We start from the raw sequence: 16,367 nt of genomic DNA, 5'->3' as shown, positions 1-16,367 counted from the left end.
GAGTGGCGGCGCTTCGCGCCGCCACTCAATTCTTGGGGTTTATAGCTGCCGCCAGTTTTGTTAGGACAAAATCAAAACCCCAAAGAGAGTTGCCGCGCTCCGAGCGGCAACTCTCTTTGGGGTTTTATACCAATTCACGAAAGTGTGACAACACTTTTGGGAATTAAACACCAAACCCAGTAAGGTTTTGAGATTTCCAAAATGGCAACGCCATTTTGGAAATTGGTATTAGGGACTTGCGAGAAAATAAGATACCAATCCAGATTTACCAGAATCGGTGGCGCGGCGGAGCCGCGCCACCGATTCTGGTTTTATATTTGGTACTTCATTAAATCGCAAGTCCCTTATGTCCTGATACAGTTGGCGGCAGCTATATGTCCTAATCCCAAAGCTAAAAATGGCATAGCCATTTTTAGCTTTGGGATAAAGCAGTCGCATACCAATCGCGAATTAATTGGTTGACGATCGCAGGACTCTCGTCATGGGGACAATGTCCCGCATGAATGTAATGTTCGGTCAAGGCTGGGTAAAACTCGCGAAACTTAGCTCCCCTAGACCGAGAATTCATCCAAGGATCGCCTTCGCCCCAGATTGTTAATAGGGGAACTGCGATCGCCTTTAATAATTCATCCACCTTTTTACCTTGAGGGCTGCTAAATACTGAGGCAAAAACCTGTGCGGCTCCTTCATCGCAGGATGGACGATAAATCTCTTCGACCAGTTGATCGGTAACGGCGGAGCGATCTAGATATACTTTATTTAAGGTACTGCGAATGCGGGATTTTTGACGGACAAAGGCAAATAGCAATTGATTCGCCCAAGGTTGCCGCAAAACCCCCTGCAAGGTTTTAGAGATTGCCTTTTGGAGTGGATTTACTTTTTGTGAGCCGAGGGGATTGGTATCGGTAAAAGGACCAGCACTGTTAAGTAAGATAACTCCTGCCACGGATTGCGGGCGATCGGCTGCAACACATAGAGCAGCATAGCCACCGAGGGAATTCCCCGCGATCACCGTGGGACGTTGGATCTGGGTGGAAATAAAGTCATCAAGTTGATCGCGCCAGAGATCGCCGCTATATTCCCAAGCTGGTTTCTGCGATCGCCCAAAACCGAGCAGATCGATCGCATATACCTCAAATTCTTGACTGAGATCGGCAATATTTTTGCGCCAGTGATCGGTGGAAGCCCCAAAGCCATGCACCAAGAGCAAGGGCGGACGCTGAAGATTAGCCCCCGCCTTCACAAAGTAAACCCTTTGGTCGCGCCACTGCCAATATTCACCTGCGATCGGTTCAGTCCCTGTAGAAATCATTGAGAAATTATTTATGTATTAATATCTACAATTGTTACATATCTTCATATATATCTTAACCTTGCCGTAGGATTATGATGGCGATCCTCAAGCAGTAAATTATGAATCTTGGCAAGCGCAATCGTTTCTCCGCTAACAAAATTACCGTCCAATTGCTACGTGAGGGCATTGTCGAATCAAGCCACTCTTGTCAAGCTGCTGTCGTTGATACGAGAGGTCGCGTGCTCTCGGCAGCAGGCGATCCCCAGACGACAACCTTTGCTCGTTCTTGTCTGAAGCCCATTCAAGCTCTGCCTGTCTCGATTAGTGGCGCACAGGAGCAGTTCAACCTATCGGAAACCGACCTTGCCATAATTTGTGGTTCGCACCAAGGGACGATCGCCCAAGCCCGACAGGTTTTTAGTATTCTGTGGCGCTGCGATGTCGAGCCGAGCGCTTTGCAATGCCCAGTACCAGAATGTCAAAAAAGCCCCCTACAACATAACTGCTCTGGTAAGCACGCAGGCATGATCGCGATCTGCAAGCAACAGGGTTGGCAAATTTCGTCCTATATGGATCGACATCATCCCGTGCAGAAACTTGCCTTGAATACTATGGCAGATTTGCTGCATATGCCTGCTGCGGAATTTATTTGCGCCCATGACGACTGTGGTGTGCCCACCTACCTCTTAGAAATCGGTCAATTGGCAAGGCTGTATGCCCAGCTATCAGCTCACGATCAATTACATTTAGAACGCATTGCCCGCGCGATGACCCGACATCCTGATATGGTTTCTGGGGATGGTCAATTTGATACGGAATTAATGCGGCTGACTGGGGGCGAAATTGTTAGTAAATCGGGAGCGGAAGGCGTGCAATGCATCGGTCGCATTGGCGAAGGATTGGGGCTGGCGATTAAGGTGATGGATGGCTCGAAACGAGCCAAGAATGCGGTTTCTATCCACCTGCTCAAACAGTTGGGCTGGATTAGTCCGACCGTCGCCCAGAGTTTAGAAGAATCTTTTCTCTCGATCGGTAAATATAGCCGCCTTGAAGCCGTAGGCGAACTATCCCTAGCCTAAACCGCTTGGCTGATTTCGATTAAGGGACTTAATACTCCGTTTTGGATCTGACCGTTGGTACTTAGTTCGCTATGACAGAGGTAGAGGCGATCGCTAGTGCGATCGAGTAAATCCCTAATCAACCGCTGTAACCGCTGCTGATCGGCACTGCGCTGATGTTCGATCGTCCATACCTCTCCAGTCCAATTCTTAAGAAAAAGAGGCGCACCATAGAGAGAGGCGGCTCCTCCCTGCAACCACAGGTCGGAACTAGCATCCAGCCAAAATTGCCAACGATGGGAAAGCCGAGCCATCCGATATTGAAAAATCGTCGCTAGCACGATGCTATTTTGGGGCAGATCGGGAGCATAGGGATTTGCCGTCACCGTACCCTGCCGAATCAGTTGAATAAACTTTTCGAGAATGACCGCATCTTCGAGATCGAGCCGATAGCCTAATTGCCAATAGTATTGAGCGGTTTCGATCAATTCCTGTAGGGTGGCGGTATGTTCGTAATTCAGTTTGCGAGGTTTAAAGAAAGCCTGAATAGCGCGATCGATAAATAAAAGTGGCGTATCTTTAGGTGATTGCTGCTCGATCCATTGTCGCAATTTTTCATAGGTTTGAGTGGCTTCATAGCCGAGACGGTTCCACTGGTTATAGGTTTCGGCGGCTAGGAGTTGCGGATGTTCGGGATGGGGCGCATAGCAATAGTCGGCAAGCATTCCCGCCCGAACGGGGTCGATCGCTTCGGTAAGTACCACCAGCATTTCGGCAATGCGATCGCGGCTGCTAAGGTTGCCAAGGTTGGGATAGACCAGTGTAAGCAAGGTTAAAAGCGATCGCACCTGTGCCGAGTAGGATAGTGGGCGCTGATCGTCTAGGGGATTGACATTAATCTCTTTTTTACGCAGGATTTCCACCAAGGCATAGTTGGCAATATTGTCTAAACCGGGGGCAATGATGGCGATCTCGTTTGCCTTAACTTCGCCAGAAGCGATCGCTGAGGCAATGGTTTCGGCAACGTTACGGAATAGTTTGGCACGAGAAACCGATTCAATGGAACGTAGGGTGGCGTAGGGTTCCATAAACTGCAAAATTGGTTCGCTCACAAGCTGGATCGCCGAGGCGGCGATGTCAGCCCCCAAGGTGGTTTGAGAATGCGGTAAATGGATGTTTTCACATTCAGCTTTGAGTTCTTGCCAATATTGAGGATCGGCTCCCAGTCCTAATCTGACTAAGCCATCGGGATTAAAGGTAAAGAGGCCCTGTGCGCCTTGAACGAGGATCAATCTGCATAAATCGCAGGCGATCGCAGGCATCTCATCAGCGCGATCGACAATGACATATTGAAATCTCTGTTGGAGTTTGCGCTGATATTGCGAATTCGACAATAAATAATGACCGAATAGATCGGTAATAATGCCATAGGTCAGCAAACCGCGTTGCCAACAATATCCCCGCCATTCCTGTAAAGCCTCCCCGATCTCTTGCCATTGCTCGGCAATATTTTCCCCTAGCTCTTCATGATTTTCTGGGAGAATTGTCTCGATCCCAGCATTTAAAACCTTGGGGATTTCGCGGATATCGCGCCCGCCATAGGCAGCTAGGAGAAAGAGATCTAACAGTCTTCGCACGAGGCGATCGCGCCCAATGCCCTCCATCTGGAGAGTTCCTGTTTCAAGGCGATCTTTCCAGAGTGTATGGGCTAATTCTTGCTCGTTCTCAACCCTTAATAGGAGCGGAAACTGGGCTTTTATCCCCAATTGCTTGACGAGCAATGTCCAAAATAGGCGAACTTCATCACGAAAAAAGCTCAGAGGTGTGACCACAGTGACGGGGTATTGTCCGTGGGTTGCCAGCATCAGTTCTTCGTTAAGCTTGCCCCTGCGTTGGGCATCAACGGTAAAAACTAAAACCTTTTGGGAAGCTGCTTGAGGGTTGGACTGGTTGGCAAAATCTCGATCGACCCAGTGGCAAAACTGCTGGCACAAAAGCTCAGTTTTGCCGCTGCGACTACCACCTTCAATCCACAAATTCGCCATAATACCATTTAGAATAGAATTGTGCTTGTTAAAGGAAGTAAGTAGCTAGGCATAAGTAAACTTAAAACCTAGAAGAGCATACCGCCCGCGCAGCGGGCGGTATGCTCTCTGGTTTTGGTTTTTAATTATGCCGAACTACTTAGCACAGACCTATTCTAAATGTTTTTATGTGGCGATCGCATCTAGCTCGAAGTTTACATCAACATCGCAATCAACCCGAATCAAGATTCTTACAGCTAGCAACGATGGGTTGCGATCAGCGTCCGCGCAATCGGACAGTTGTATTTCGTGGTTTTTTGGAAAATTGCGATCGCCTTAAAGATTGTCTCAAAATTGTTACGGATGAGCGCAGTCAAAAAATTGCGCAAATTGATGCTAATCCTTGGGCAGAGATCAATTGGTATTTCACCAAAACGCGATCGCAGTTTCGGATTCTCGGCAAATCGATCTTGATTAACAGTGAATGCTCGGACTTACAATTTCAAAAAGCGCGATCGGATGCGTGGAAAGCGCTCTCAGATCCAGCCAGAATGCAGTTTGCTTGGGGACATCCACGGATGCCAAGGATTGATTTTGCCCATATCGCCCCTCCCGATCCCGAACAGCCACTTCCTTCCTTTTGTCTGCTATTAATCGAACCGATAGAAGTCGATCGCCTAGAATTACGCGGTAATCCTCAAAACCGTTGGCTCTACCTTCTTGACGAACAAGGGAATTGGGCTGAACAGGAAGTCAATCCATAAAGAAGAATAGCGGCGCTTCGCGCCGCCATTCTTGAAGATAAATATAGCTGCCGTCAACTGTATCAGGGCATAAACCCCAAAATATTGTTGCCGCGCGGAGCGCGGCAACAATACAAGACTGGCGGCAGCTATAGATCAGGATGGGCTACCTTTTTCCATAACGAATAAAACGAATTAATCGCTTGGGAAAATTGAGCAATCCTCGCCAAAATCCAATAATCAGATTTTCAATTTTGAGAACGATCGCATCGACCCAGAAAATTACCGTCATAACGGGATTATAGACATAGCCTAAAAGGCTAGCATTTGCCTCAATCCAAGCCTTAAGAGGGCGATCGCTTTCTGGGTCGGAGTTCGATTGCTGGAGATCTAAAAGTTCTTCTTCAAAGACCAAATTTCCCCCTAAACGATCTTGGGAAATCTGCGTGGTCGTCGTTTCTGAATTCTGTAACTCTCCCGATGAATGAATTGCCTGTCGATCTGGCGATTTACTAAAAGCGATCGATTCATATTCTAAAGGAAGCGGCCAAGGACCATTATCATCTCCAAACACTTCTTCCATCGTTAACCAAGCTTCTTCCCTAGGACTTATATCTGAGGTTTCATCTAGAGTTGGTTTCTGCTTGCCAAAGAAATAGGCGATCGCTTGCTCGATCAGCTTTTGTAAGCGTTCGAGTTGATTGTCAGGTTTAAGAGCGGAGCCAGAATTGTGGCTGGGTTGGTTCCCTTTTACCGAACTTCCCATAGTTTGCAATTTGTCAATAAATTCTGCCGATAGCAATTCCGATGGAGAGCCATTTGTATCATCATTCGCATTGCTAAAAGCTGTGCTTCCATCACCATCAAGCGATCGCTTGCCAATGAAATAATCGATCGCCGCCACGATCAGATCGCGCAAGCGATCGAGGTTGTTACTTTCCGCTAACGTTGCATTTGCTGTGAGATCGCCTGCATCGGTTGGGTTGGCTGCTGGCGATGAATTGGTTTGCAACGAATTTTTGGCTGCTGCTTTTCTGGCGGCGAACAGGCGAGCGCTTCCTTGCGAGGGGTTAACGCTCCGCTGTTTTAATGGTGCTTCCCCCGACAATATCTGCTCGTCCGATGTCTCCGAACTATCGATTTCTGGACGCTCCCCATCCCCAATAATGTTTTCGTCTTGAATCTGTGATGGAGATTGGGATTGAGTTCCAAAGAAATAAGCGATCGCTGCCTCAATCAACCGCCGCAACTGTTCGAGTCGGTTTCTTCCCAATGCCACGTTTTCAGTCAATCCGCTACTGGTTTTCAAGTTGTTCGGGTCGGTCTGTCCCTGCTCGACCTGTTGCCAGATTTCCGCAAAAATCCGATTGGCAAGCAATTTTGACTCTAATTCAGAACGATCTGCCAGCCCATCAGGCTCCCGCTTGACCAACGTCGCAATGTTTCGATCTATGCGTACTGTAGTGCGATCGATCCAGTTAAAAAACTTCACCAAGGGTCGCCAAAGTAATGGTATCTCGGACTTTAGCGCTTCGTCAGGGGCATTGGTTTGTAAATCAGAGGGCAAATCATCGGTTTGGCGAATGGCATTATCTAAATCTTCCTTAATCGGCAAGGGTTCCGCTAAAAGTCCCGTAGCATGGGGTTGCGATCGCAAATTTTCCCTAGCTTCGACTTGGCTACGATCGAGTAATGGGAATGTTTTCTTGGCTGCCGAGGCGACTAAATACACTGGATATAGGGCTGCCTTGGCAACTTGATAAGCCAACAGTCGCGGCAATTCCTGTAAAGGCAATCCCGTCATCTGTTTGAGTTTTTGATCGAGCGATCGCCTAACGCCTCGTCCAGCCTGAACTGGCCACGAGCGATCGATCCAATTAAAAAGTCGGCTTTGAAATCTAGGCATAGCTACTATCATAAAAAAGAAAGGTGCGATCGGATCTTTCTTTTTGAAACTGATCTTCGGCGAGAAATATTGGTTTGTCGCTAGCCATGGGCGCTATACCTATCTGGCAATCAGATTGCGACAATAGCGATTATTGATTTTTGGTTGGAGCGAAAAAGATAAGTAGCTAGGTATAAGTAAACTTAAAAACCAGAAGAGCATACCGCCCGCTACGCGGGCGGTATGCTCTTGGGTTTTGGTTTTTAATTATGCTGAACTACTTAAAATACTAGACAGCATAGTTTTTGCTGGCTCAAAATCATTTGCAGAGGCAAGTTTCAACCATTTAACAGCTTCAGTTTCATTAACATCTAATCCTATTCCCTCTAAATATATTTTGCCTATCATATATTGTGAAGGAGCCATTCCAAGCTCAGCAGCTTTCCTGTATAGGTTTACTGCTTTATTTGTATCAATTAAACCTTCTCGATAGAGATACATAAAAATATTAGCTAGATTGTTAAGAGCGATAATATGGTCTTGCGCGGCAGATTTTTCATACCAATATATTGCCTTGTTCATATCTATATCTTTTCCAAGTCCCAGCTCGTATATACACCCAATTACACTCTGCGCTTCAGCATTTCCTTCCTCTGCCAAAGGTAATAACATATCAAAAGATTGAGAATATTCTCCTGATTGAAATAATGCAAGTCCGTTCTGAAGGTTAGACATTAAATTCTCCACTGAATAATAATTGTCACAAGTAAATATGGTCTAGGTTCGATACTTTCGTCTCTGTATTAATACCTGCCTCCTATTTTACCCTTCCATTACGAGCGGAATGTGAGATGTAATTAGCTGAGCATAATTAAACCCCATAATCAAGATCTGTAGCGCACGCGCAGCGTGCGCTACAGGTCTTGGGTTTTTATAAATTGCGCCTAGCTACTTAGGAGCAATTTATGCATTGCCCGCTACATGTGCTAAACCTTCGCTAAGCCACTATGACGAAGTAATGGTGCAGTGCTAGGCTCGCGTCCTCGGAAGGTCTTGAAGACTTCCATTGGATGCTTACTACCGCCAAGGGCAAGCACTGTATCGCGATAGAGTCTGCCAGTTGAAGCGATCGCTTCTTCATTTTCCAGCCCCGCTTCCTCAAAGGCGGCAAAGGCATCGGCACTGAGGACTTCCGCCCACTTGTAGCTGTAATAACCTGCGGCATAGCCTCCAGCAAAGATATGACCAAAGGAACAAAGGAAATTATCTTCAGGCAAAGGTGGGATGACCATCGTCTTTTCCGCAAGGCGCGATCGCAATTGGAGCGGAGTTTCAGAGCCGCCGATTTGATAGCGATGATGGAGTTCGATATCAACAAGGCTAAAGTGCAACTGACGCAACATTCCCGAACCACTCATGTAGTTTTTGGAATCAACGAGCTTTTGGAAATAGCTTTCTGGTAGGGTTTCGCCTGTTTCGTAGTGTTTTGCCATACCAAACAAGGTGGCGCGATCGTAGCACCAGTTTTCCATGAACTGGCTGGGCAATTCCACCGCATCCCATTCCACATTATTAATACCCGAAGCGCCCGCATAGTCCACCTTAGTTAACATATGCTGCAAGCCATGTCCAAACTCATGGAAGAGGGTTTCCACTTCGCCAAAGGTCATCAGGCTAGGCTTATCATCGACGGGGGGCGACTGATTGCAGATGAGATAGGCAACGGGTAATCGGGTAATCGGCGTACCATCTTCAATCACTTTGGCGCGTCCGATGCAGTCATTCATCCATGCGCCACCACGCTTTTCGGCGGGACGGCTGTAGGGGTCGAGATAGAAATAGGCGATCGCTTCATGGCTCTCGTTTTGAATTTCAAAAAAGCGAACGCTTTCATGCCAAATGGGAGCTTTACCATCCGCAGGAACTACAGTTACACCGAACAAACGCTTTACAAGGGCAAAGAGTCCTTCTAAAACTTGGGGTAATGGGAAGTAAGGGCGCAATTCCTCAACGGTAAAGTTAAACTTGGTTTCGCGCTGGCGTTCTGCCCAATAGGCTGTATCCCAATGCTTGAGTTCTTCCGTTTCACCTTGAGCTTTTGCAAATGCCTTGAGTTCTGCAAATTCCGCAACTGCGGCATTGTAGCTAGATTGGCGCAATTCTTCGAGCAACTTCTCTACAGCCTCGACATTAGGAGCCATCTTCCGCGCAAGGCTCAATTCGGCATAGGTGGCATAGCCGAGCAAATTTGCCTTTTGTTGGCGCAATTCGAGAATGCGATCGATTAATGGAGAGTTATCAAATTCACCACTAGCAGCACGACTGACGAAAGCGCGATAGAGCTTTTCCCGCAGATCGCGACGGCGGCTATGCTGCATAAAGGGAACGTAGCTGGGATAGTCAAGGGTAATGCACCAAGAACCATGCTCAGGTGTAGCTTTATCATCCCCATCCAAACGTGCAGCTTGTGCTGCTTGGGCTAGCAGGCTGGGGGGCAAGCCTTCAATCTCTTCAGGCAAGGTCAAGGTCATGCTAAATGCTTTGGTGGCATCCAGCACGTGATTGGAGAAGTTAGTAGAGAGTTCGGCAAGTTCCATTTGGATTTTATTGAACTTCTCCTTTGCTTCCCCTTCTAAACCCACACCCGACAGTTCGGCATCACGGATGGCTGCGTCCACGATACGTTTCTGGGCTGGTTCGAGGCTATCCCAATCCGAAGAACCATATATTGCTTTATAGGCTTTATAAACTGGTTGACTTTGGCTAAACCGATTGAAGAATTCGATTACCTTGGGCTGGACAACTTTGTGAGCTTCGCGTAAATCTGCATTATTTTTGACGCTGAGCAAGTGCTCGATCGCACCCCAAGCCCAGCCGATCCGCTCCGTGAGGCGTTCCAATGGTTCGACTAAGCCCGACCATGTGGGCTGGACATTGGCTTCAAGATCGGTCAATCCCTTGCTAGTTTCTTCGAGTAATTGGGTAATGGCAGGAATGACATGTTCGGGCTTGATATCTGGAAATGGCGGCAGTCCTTTGCCAATTAAAAGAGGGTTAGAAACTTCACTCATAAATTTTTTTCAAGTAATCTTTAAGATTTGTAAATGACTATATTAATTATATAAGTAGCTAGGCAGAATTAAAACCCAAAACCAAAGAGCATACCGCCCACTACGCGGGCGGTATGCTCTTCTAGGTTTTAAGTTTACTTATGCCTAGCTACTTATCAAGGAAGAATTTGCGCTTGCAGGTTGCAGTTGTAACCGCAGTAGCATGATTAAAGCGCATTATTTGAGGATCGTTATCGATTCCCATGAATAATAAAGGCTAGAATAACTATGTTCCCAAACTAACAATATTTACATAATTTACATAAAATTCATTTTACATGGATGAATTTCTAGTTCAGCTCCAAACCACGTTTCCCAATCCGTGGTTTAACTATAGTGTGATCCTAATTCTATATATTTCTATTGATTTTTCCTTTTCCTATATCAGGCGACGGTTTATCATTAACGGTAAGATGCCTCAAGCGGTCGTAGATTTTCCAATTTATGAGACTACTCCAGAAGAATTTGATTCTTTAAAACAAAAGTTTGACGAATTTCTTCAAGATGGGTTAGAAAACGGAAGGAGCGAGCTAATCTTAACGGTCGAACAAATCAACTGTATTATTCGCCGTGGAATTACCCAAGTCAAGGTAGGCGGAGGAAATCGTCCAAGTCCTATCTATTACGAAATTGATGATCAAAGGCTGATTGAGAGAACGTTATGGTACCCAGATCACATTAGCATAAGCATTATCGAGTTTGCGGGGAATCTTTGTTGCATCGAGTCATTGTCAAGTGAAGGTAGTTTCCCAAGTGTTTCCCACATGGATGGATTTAGACCTTTTGCGATTCTATGTAATGGTAATAGTAAGGAAATAGAGCAGGTTGCTCAAAAAATTACGCTTGTGGAAATTGTAGGCGATAAAATTGTGATGAGAATTTGATGACTTGTGGAAGTTGTCAAAATGCAGAATCCGTCTTGATATTGAATTGCCTCATCAAGACATTTCAATATCAAGACAGATTCGTAATACCCGTGATTAGCCCTTGGCAAACATTAGTGAGGAATTCTAAATCGAGAGTCTCGATGCGATCGCTACTTTGGTGATAGTGAGGATTTCGCATAAACGCTGTATCCGTGACCATCAGAGCATTATAGCCAGCATCCCAAAAGGGAGCATGATCGCTAAGGCGCGTTGAGGGGATTGCCAAACCTCGCCAGCCAGCAGGTAGCCATTCACAGGGCACGATCGGCTTAAGATGGTGTTGAAAATGAATGAGATCGGGAATCGTGGAGATATTCCCAATCAATCCAATAAAGTCCCCTGTATTGGGATATAGCTTCCCTAAACCTGCGGGATATTGCTGGGAGTCGCGATCGCAATAGCCCAACATTTCCAAGGAAATCATTAAACGTAGCTTTTGCTTCTCATCCTTGAGCTTTTTGGCATAGGCATCACTTCCCAACAAGCCGTACTCTTCCATATCAAAAGCAACTAGTCGAATCGGATATTTGACAGGATGAGTGGATAAGTGTTCGGCAAATTCTAAAAGTACCGCCACGCCTGAACCGTTATCATCTGCACCCACACAACCCGCAACGGAGTCATAATGTGCGCCAATAATTATTGGCGATCGCTGTTTGCCATCCTTAGCCGCAATTTCTAAAATCAAGTTTTGATGTTTATTCCCATTTACCTCAAACTCATGGGTAATCACTTCGCCGAACTTAGCCAAATGCGATCGGATATATTCACGGACAAATAAATGTCCAGCCGACGCATAGTAGGGATTGCGCTCGATGACAATTTTTTCTAAATACTGAACTAATCGCTCTTGTAAGTTTTCCATTACTTATTTTGCATTCAGAATACTACGCTTTTCAAAGGGACAAATTACAGGAAAAGTATCGACATCTAATTTTGTTTCTTGAGATGCTTCTATTCTCGCTTTATCGTAACAGGAATCAAAAACCTCATTATAGTAATTTTGCAAACTAGGGCTATCTTCAAAAATGAGCAAAATTTGACGGCGTTGCTCTGAAATAGTAGATATCCAGCTATCAGTTCGCTTCTGTGGCTGATAGTCATACTTTAGTAAATGAGAGAGTAATTTAATTAATCGACTACGAATTTCTCGTTTATCACTTCGACTAAAAGCCTGAACCTCTTCCACCAAGTTTTCTAAATCGACTTCATCAAATCGCTTTTCTTCAAGCAACTTAGCAGTAATTTCTGCCCATAGTGAAAAATCGCGATCGTATAATTTATCAGTTTGAACATTAACAATCATAGCTTTTGTAATGTGTTCCAAATTAGTTTATCCTTATAATTAAAAACCAAAACCAGAGAGCATACCGCCCGCGCAGCGGGCGGTATGCTTTTCTAGGTTTTAAGTTTACTTACGCCTAGCTACTTAATTTAATTATAAAGGTTCTTTTTCGTTTTGCCAGAGGGCGCGAACGATCTTGATTTCATCGTAGGTATATTCTTCCCGCAGATGATCGAAGAGATTGCGGAGAGAATCCCCACCGATCGCTTCGAGTGCTTCGTAAATAACATTTTGGCGTTCGGGAGTGACAAGGCGATCGCAATTAATTGCATAGCCCGCCTCAATTAGTTGCACCAGATGTGTCCAGACTGTCGCAGGTTTTAATCCGCGATCGCGAGCAATCTCATCGATATCTAGACCATTCTCATACATGGCTAGGGTTTCGCGCTGCGTGCTTGCCTTCGATAGTTTCGATTTAGGCGTAACGGCTTCTTGCTTCACCCTAGAATTTGTTGATTCTTCAGGTTCTGGAGGTGGATATTGGAGATGATGTTCGAGAATAATCGCGATAAAATTATCGGCATATTGCTCTAATTTTTTTGCGCCCACGCCCGATAGCTTGGCAAAATCCTTACGTGATGTCGGTTGCTGCTCTGCCATTTGGTTGAGCGTGGCATTGCTAAAAATCACATAGGGAGGCACTTCCTGCTCATCCGCTAGATTTTTGCGGAGTAGACGCAATCTCTCAAAGAGAATTTCCACATCAACAGGTCTTTCGCTCGCACCTTCGCGTTCCGCAACCCTTGCAGGTTCCGTATCGCGTTCTATGGGTAATAGTACATGACGCTGACCGCGCATTACTTCCCAACTGCGATCATTGAGCTTGAGAATGGCATAGCCATCGGTAGTTTGAGTTAGGTAGCCTTGATGAATTAGCGATCGCGAAAGTTGTCGCCATTCATCCAGACTGCGATCTTTACCAATGCCATGAGTAGAGAGATTTTCATGCCCATGCTGCAAAATCTTTTTGTTAAGAGAACCTCGTAAAATATCAATGATCTGCCCTGCCCCAAATCGCTCTTTTACCCTTGCCACACAGGATAAGAATTTTTGTGCCTCTACCGTCCAATCTTCCATGGGTTTTGGAGTAAGGCAGTTATCACAATTGGCGCAATCGCCTTGAAAATGTTCGCCAAAATAGCGTAAAAGAATTGTACGACGACAGGCTAAACCTTCGGCATAGTCAACGACTTGGCGCAATTGCTGCTGGGCAATTCTTTGTTCTGCTTCCAATGGCTCATTGGTATGCGGATCGACTTTTTGAGCAATGAGATATTTAATCGTTTCTAAATCCTGATAGCCCAAAAATAAAGTGCAGTGCGAGTCTTCTCCATCCCGTCCCGCTCTACCCGATTCTTGATAATAGCCCTCAATATTTTTGGGTAGATCGTAATGAATCACAAACCGTACATCGGGCTTGTTGATACCCATGCCGAAAGCGATCGTGGCAACCATCACCTGCACATCATCACGAATCCATCGCGTCTGATTTTCTTCCCGATCCTTTGCACTCAAACCCGCATGGTAGGGAATAGCTTCGATGCCATCCTCCCGCAATCGTTCCGCAATTTCATTGACACGCTTGCGGCTTAGGCAATAGACAATTCCTGAGCCTTGCGTTTTTTTAATTTGCTGCAAGAGATTAATGTAGGATTGTTCAGTTCCTTGCTTGGGAACGACTTCATAATAGAGATTATTGCGATTGAAACTGGCAACATGGACGTAGGGCTTTTGTAAATCCAATTGTTGAATGATATCTTCCCTAACTCGCTCGGTCGCCGTAGCGGTCAAGCCAATAACGGGTACATCGGGATAGAATTGACGCAGACGACTAAGTTGGCGATATTCAGGACGAAAATCATGTCCCCATTCCGATACGCAATGGGCTTCATCGATCGCAAATCCTGCAATGCCAATTTTGTTTTTAACAATATTCAGAAATTCGATAAACTGCTCGGCAAATAGGCGTTCGGGCGCAACATAGATTAATTTTATCGTTCCATTTAAAATTGCTTGTGATCGCTGATTGGTTTCTCGCCCTGATAAAGTGCTATTTAAAAAAGTTGCCCCGATACCATTCTCTTTAAGCGCCGTAACTTGATCCTGCATTAAAGCGATCAAAGGCGATACCACAATGGTTACGCCAGTTTTGAGCAAGGCGGGCAATTGAAAGCAAATGGATTTCCCTCCGCCTGTAGGCATAATCGCCAAAGTGTCACGTCCCGCAAGATGGGCTTCGATAATCTCGCGCTGACCAGCCCGAAATGACTCATAACCAAAATACTGCTTCAGCGCTTGTTGTAAAGAATCACTGTTTGACATAACTGTTTTTTCTTGTTCCTCTTTTTTGGGGAGAGAGGTGAATTGGGTTGAGGGAAATATTGCTAGAAGTAAGTATTAGCAATGTTTAATGCTGATAATCTTTACTTTTAGTAAATAGTTAGTAAATAGCTGAGCAAAATTAAAAAACAGAGCCAAAACCTTTAGCATAGGCTGCGCGTATGCTAAAGGTTTCAGGATTTTATATTTAATTGCACCCAGTTACTTATGCGCATAAAATCTTGCATCAAATCTATTGATCTTCTTCCGTAATTTGCAAGCGAATCGTGCGCCCCGAACGATCGTTGCCAATCTGTACGGTGATATTTTGACTGGCGAGGGAATCGAGAGAATTAAGTAAATCGATCAGGTTGGGAGTGCTTGCTCCAGCTTCAACATACAACTGATCGGCCGCAGTCGCAACTCGTTTCCATGTGCCGTAGAGTTTGGCGATCGACTGTTCGAGTTGTGAGGCTTGGCTGACCAGATCGGAGGCAAGTTTGAGGCATCCCAATCTTAGGGCTTCTTCAAGGGCAAGATCGATATTGACAGAACGGTTGGCGATCGCTTGTACTTGATTGGTATTGGATAAATACTTAGTTAACCTCTGCGCGTCAGCAGTAACAAGCCTAATGTTATCGAGATCGGAACCATCGGCGATCGCTTGTTTGATCGGGGTTTGATAGGCTTCAGGCAACTTATCAATTTCGCGGACTAGGGGGGCGACGTAGCGCGTAGGAATGGTATGGGCGGCGACCTTCTCTTTCAGCTCGTCAGGCAAATGCTCAGAACTCATGGCAGTCCATTCATCGGAAAGTTGCCGCACTTCGCGACGGGTAATCTTTTCGCCATTTCTGGCGGCATCGACAATTAGCTGTTGTACTTCAGGATCGGCTTGCGCGGTTTCTAAAAATGCTCTCTTACTAAATTGTCGGATATCATCGGCATCTAACTGACCATCAGCCATCAAGGTATCGGCACTATTAGCAAGCTGCATCCAAGAGTAGGCCTGAGATTTACTGATTTCTCGCTCTTGGAGCCATTTGAGGAAACCCGTACCACGTCCTTCACCATTGGCTTTTTCGCGATCGCGTACCGTCCGTAAAATCCGCCCTCGCCAGATATCTGTCTGTAGGTCAAAGCGATCGCATACTTGCCAAGCTAGATCGACCTCTGCTAAAAATTGCCCTTCCGCTAAGCCTTCATCATTGGGATCGGGCAAGTCTAGCGAAAAATCAGCTAAGTCAAGATTTGCTAAAGCTTCACTGGAGATAGATGCAGCGGAAATAGATTCGAGTACAGATTCACTCACGGACACAGACAACCTTTGATTTAATAATGATTTCGTAACTTGGTAATGCAGGCAATTAGGATTGCCCATCTTACATATTAGCTGATACCCGAAAACGATCCTCCATCCCCACTTCTCCTGATATATAGCTGCCGCCCCAAAGATGAGTGGCGGCGCTTCGCGCCGCCACTCATCTTTGAGTTTTCATACCAAGTTAAGGAATGGCGTAGCCATTTATTAACTTGGTATGAATCCCTAGAAAAAGTAAAAACGATATTAAACTAAAAAAACTCATTTTCTGTGATCACAAAAAATAGACATAAAAAATTCATTTTCTGTGATCACAAAAAATGAATTTATAGGGAGCTTACT

General features: G+C 45.6%; 12 protein-coding genes. 3 read left to right on the top strand and 9 right to left on the bottom strand.

What is annotated here, in order from left to right:
• Positions 1–412: 412 nt before the first annotated feature.
• On the bottom strand, positions 413–1,312 hold the full coding sequence (locus tag PseudUWO310_RS14730) for an alpha/beta fold hydrolase (RefSeq protein WP_142602545.1): 900 nt from the start codon (positions 1,310–1,312) through the stop codon (positions 413–415).
• A 101-nt stretch (positions 1,313–1,413) separates the two neighbouring features.
• On the opposite strand from PseudUWO310_RS14730, the gene PseudUWO310_RS14725 reads away from it, so the two are divergent.
• Positions 1,414–2,373, top strand: a complete 960-nt coding sequence (locus tag PseudUWO310_RS14725) for an asparaginase (protein WP_009626560.1) — start codon at positions 1,414–1,416, stop codon at positions 2,371–2,373.
• On the opposite strand, the gene PseudUWO310_RS14720 is transcribed toward PseudUWO310_RS14725, so the two are convergent.
• Positions 2,370–4,397 (bottom strand): hypothetical protein, encoded by a 2,028-nt coding sequence (locus PseudUWO310_RS14720; protein ID WP_142602544.1) that lies wholly within the window; start codon positions 4,395–4,397, stop codon positions 2,370–2,372. The two genes, PseudUWO310_RS14725 and PseudUWO310_RS14720, sit on opposite strands and share 4 nt — an antisense overlap.
• A 167-nt stretch (positions 4,398–4,564) precedes the next feature.
• Here PseudUWO310_RS14720 and PseudUWO310_RS14715 point away from each other — a divergent pair, with 167 nt between their 5' ends.
• Complete coding sequence (locus PseudUWO310_RS14715) at positions 4,565–5,140, top strand: Npun_F5749 family FMN-dependent PPOX-type flavoprotein (protein ID WP_142602542.1); 576 nt, start codon at positions 4,565–4,567, stop codon at positions 5,138–5,140.
• 145 nt (positions 5,141–5,285) lie between these two features.
• Here PseudUWO310_RS14715 and PseudUWO310_RS14710 read toward each other — a convergent pair whose 3' ends face one another.
• The 3 genes from PseudUWO310_RS14710 to PseudUWO310_RS14700 all read right to left on the bottom strand — a co-directional run bounded on the left by PseudUWO310_RS14710 (position 5,286) and on the right by PseudUWO310_RS14700 (position 10,075).
• Positions 5,286–7,025, bottom strand: coding sequence for a hypothetical protein (locus PseudUWO310_RS14710; protein ID WP_142602540.1), 1,740 nt, complete (start codon positions 7,023–7,025; stop codon positions 5,286–5,288).
• 246 nt (positions 7,026–7,271) lie between these two features.
• On the bottom strand, positions 7,272–7,739 hold the full coding sequence (locus PseudUWO310_RS14705; protein ID WP_142602538.1) for a tetratricopeptide repeat protein: 468 nt from the start codon (positions 7,737–7,739) through the stop codon (positions 7,272–7,274).
• Positions 7,740–7,990: 251 nt separating this feature from the next.
• Positions 7,991–10,075 (bottom strand): M3 family metallopeptidase, encoded by a 2,085-nt coding sequence (locus PseudUWO310_RS14700; RefSeq protein WP_142602536.1) that lies wholly within the window; start codon positions 10,073–10,075, stop codon positions 7,991–7,993.
• A gap of 377 nt (positions 10,076–10,452) precedes the next feature.
• Here PseudUWO310_RS14700 and PseudUWO310_RS14695 point away from each other — a divergent pair, with 377 nt between their 5' ends.
• Positions 10,453–10,998 carry a hypothetical protein gene (locus tag PseudUWO310_RS14695; RefSeq protein ID WP_190316040.1) on the top strand — a complete coding sequence of 182 codons (546 nt, stop codon included), beginning with the start codon at positions 10,453–10,455 and terminating at the stop codon, positions 10,996–10,998.
• Between the two features lie 70 nt (positions 10,999–11,068).
• On the opposite strand, the gene PseudUWO310_RS14690 is transcribed toward PseudUWO310_RS14695, so the two are convergent.
• The 4 genes from PseudUWO310_RS14690 to PseudUWO310_RS14675 form a co-directional block, all read right to left on the bottom strand.
• Entirely contained in the window at positions 11,069–11,905 is an 837-nt protein-coding gene (locus tag PseudUWO310_RS14690) for a M28 family peptidase (RefSeq protein WP_142602532.1), read from the bottom strand.
• Positions 11,906–11,908: 3 nt separating this feature from the next.
• Positions 11,909–12,346: a DUF29 domain-containing protein gene (locus PseudUWO310_RS14685; RefSeq protein ID WP_142602530.1), complete on the bottom strand. Its 438-nt coding sequence runs from the start codon at positions 12,344–12,346 to the stop codon at positions 11,909–11,911.
• Positions 12,347–12,478: 132 nt separating this feature from the next.
• A complete protein-coding gene (gene recQ / locus PseudUWO310_RS14680) occupies positions 12,479–14,707 on the bottom strand; it encodes a DNA helicase RecQ (protein ID WP_142602528.1) in 2,229 nt (742 codons plus the stop codon).
• 250 nt (positions 14,708–14,957) lie between these two features.
• Positions 14,958–16,022: a hypothetical protein gene (locus PseudUWO310_RS14675; protein ID WP_223805679.1), complete on the bottom strand. Its 1,065-nt coding sequence runs from the start codon at positions 16,020–16,022 to the stop codon at positions 14,958–14,960.
• Between the last annotated feature and the right edge of the window lie 345 nt (positions 16,023–16,367).

The organism is Pseudanabaena sp. UWO310, from assembly GCF_006861605.1.
Lineage (GTDB): Bacteria > Cyanobacteriota > Cyanobacteriia > Pseudanabaenales > Pseudanabaenaceae > Pseudanabaena.
This window is presented reverse-complemented; position numbering and strand designations above follow the sequence as displayed.

Excerpts from the sequence above, each read along its gene's own strand:
- PseudUWO310_RS14730 (WP_142602545.1), bottom strand. The coding sequence starts at position 1,312 with ATGATTTCTACAGGGACTGAACCGATCGCAGGTGAATATTGGCAGTGG.
- PseudUWO310_RS14725 (WP_009626560.1), top strand. The coding sequence starts at position 1,414 with ATGAATCTTGGCAAGCGCAATCGTTTCTCCGCTAACAAAATTACCGTC.
- PseudUWO310_RS14720 (WP_142602544.1), bottom strand. The coding sequence starts at position 4,397 with ATGGCGAATTTGTGGATTGAAGGTGGTAGTCGCAGCGGCAAAACTGAG.
- PseudUWO310_RS14715 (WP_142602542.1), top strand. The coding sequence starts at position 4,565 with ATGTGGCGATCGCATCTAGCTCGAAGTTTACATCAACATCGCAATCAA.
- PseudUWO310_RS14710 (WP_142602540.1), bottom strand. The coding sequence starts at position 7,025 with ATGCCTAGATTTCAAAGCCGACTTTTTAATTGGATCGATCGCTCGTGG.
- PseudUWO310_RS14705 (WP_142602538.1), bottom strand. The coding sequence starts at position 7,739 with ATGTCTAACCTTCAGAACGGACTTGCATTATTTCAATCAGGAGAATAT.
- PseudUWO310_RS14700 (WP_142602536.1), bottom strand. The coding sequence starts at position 10,075 with ATGAGTGAAGTTTCTAACCCTCTTTTAATTGGCAAAGGACTGCCGCCA.
- PseudUWO310_RS14690 (WP_142602532.1), bottom strand. The coding sequence starts at position 11,905 with ATGGAAAACTTACAAGAGCGATTAGTTCAGTATTTAGAAAAAATTGTC.
- PseudUWO310_RS14685 (WP_142602530.1), bottom strand. The coding sequence starts at position 12,346 with ATGATTGTTAATGTTCAAACTGATAAATTATACGATCGCGATTTTTCA.
- recQ (WP_142602528.1), bottom strand. The coding sequence starts at position 14,707 with ATGTCAAACAGTGATTCTTTACAACAAGCGCTGAAGCAGTATTTTGGT.